Raw genomic sequence first — 2094 nt, 5'->3', positions numbered from 1 at the left:
CCCCCCGACGGTCGCGACGATGAAGACGATGAACTTGGTCGTCTTGAAAAAAGCCTTCGTCTCGGCGACGCCATGGACGTTCGGGTCGTCGCTGCGTTGTACGGAACCGGATACGCAACCGGGTACGGCACCGGGAGTATTGGTGGTGGTCAATTAGGGTGCTCCTTAGCCTGGATGCACCGATGTGGTATGGGTCTGGGGTGGGTCGTAGCGGCGAAATGCCCTGTCGTGGTGGAAGAATGAGATTTCTCCAGGATCAAATTCGGCCACAACGAAGGGCATCTCGTCGATGCAACTATCTCATAGTCGGCCCGTAGCGTCGGCGATCTTCGACGACCCGAATCTGGTGTCGTGCGCCGGGCTGGTCCCGATCGTGTCGTTGGCCCAGCAGTGCGGCCTGGCGGCGTTGGCCGAGAAGCACCTGAGCCTGCCGACCGACAGGGGCGCCAACGCCGGGGCGAAGGTGAGCGCGCTGGTCGCGGGCATGGTCGCCGGTGCAGACAGCATCGCGGACATGGCCCTGTTGCGGCACGGGGCGATGAGGTCCCTGTTCGACCGCCCGTATGCGCCCTCGACGTTGGGGTCATTCCTGCGGGAATTCAGCTTCGGTCACGTCCGCCAACTCGATGCCGTGGCAGACCGACTGGTGACCGGACTGCACGGTCGAACCCCAGTACTGGCCGGGATCAACGGTCCTGTACTGGTCGACCTCGACGACACCGTCATCGAAGTGCACGGCTACGCCAAACAAGGATCGGGTTACGGCTACTCCGGAGTGCGGGGACTCAACGCTCTGATCGCCACCGTCACCACCGAACACGCCGCACCGGTGATCCTCGGGCAGCGACTCCGCAAAGGCGCATGCGGGTCTGCCCGCGGAGCTGCCCGGATCGTGGCCGACACCCTGGCCACCGTGCGGCGTCTGCGTTCGACTGAGACGACACAAGCGGTGCTGCTGCGGGCCGATTCCGCGTTCTACGGACACCCCTCCGTGGCGGCGGCGATCCGCGGCGGGGCCCAGGTGTCGATCACCGTGCGCCTGGACTCAACGGTCAAGACCGCGATCGCCGCGATCGGCGAGCAGGACTGGACACCCATCGAGTACACCGACGCCGTCTACGACGAAACCACCCGGCAATGGATCTCCCGCGCCGAGGTCGCCGAGATCGCGTTCACCGCGTTTAGCTCCAGAAAGGCCACCGAGCAGATCCCGGGCCGGTTGGTGGTGCGCCGCATCCCCGACCTCAACCCCAGCAGCAACCACGGCCAAGGCGCCCTGTTCGGCACCTGGCGTTTCCACGCGTTCTTCACCACCAGCGACCTGGACACCGTTAGCGCCGACAAGACCCACCGCGGCCACGCGATCATCGAGCAGGTCCACGCCGACCTCAAAGACTCTGCCCTGGCGCACCTGCCCTCGGGACGTTTCAACGCCAACGCCGCCTGGCTGGTAGCCGCAGTGATGGCGTTCAACCTCACCCGCGCCGCAGCCACCATCACCGGACCCGCACTGGCCAAAGCCCGCACCGCCACCATCCGCGCCACCCTGATCACAGTCCCGGCACGCATCGCATCCTCGGCCCGGCGACTGACCCTGCACCTACCCCGGAACTGGCCATGGGAATCGGCCTGGAACACCCTGTTCAACAACCTATCTCGACACAACACGCCGATCCTCGCCTAACCCGGACGCCTCCAGCCGCCCCTCGACACGAAAGACCCACAGGAACAACCCGACACCAAGGCCGGGCCATCACCCACGCCCACACGACGACCCACCTCTACTTCAAGGCACACAACCAAATTCAACTCCACACCCGCAGCGCATCGGTGCATCCAGGCTAAGTGGTCGCTGACATAATTACAGTGACGTAATTTAGATCCCACACTTTCGTCCGGTCCCGTGTCATGGTTCCCTCGAGGAGGGAATGACATGCCACGAAGCAGTCCATATCGCCTCATACTGACCGATGCTGAGCGCATCGAGTTGGAAGGGCGTGCCCGCAGATATACGTCACCGTATTCACACGTCGTGCGGGCCAAGATCGTGCTCTATGCCGTCGAGGGGCTGGGCAACGACGAGATCGCCGCACG

Annotated in this window: 1 protein-coding gene; it reads left to right on the top strand. The window is 64.2% G+C overall.

Going from position 1 to position 2094, the window contains the following annotated elements:
- Positions 1–289: 289 nt before the first annotated feature.
- A complete protein-coding gene (locus VN856_RS11765; RefSeq protein ID WP_325689157.1) occupies positions 290–1684 on the top strand; it encodes an IS1380 family transposase in 1395 nt (464 codons plus the stop codon).
- Positions 1685–2094 lie beyond the last annotated feature (410 nt).

It is taken from the genome of Mycobacterium sp. (assembly GCF_035603715.1).
Classification (GTDB): Bacteria; Actinomycetota; Actinomycetes; order Mycobacteriales; family Mycobacteriaceae; genus Mycobacterium.
This window is presented reverse-complemented; position numbering and strand designations above follow the sequence as displayed.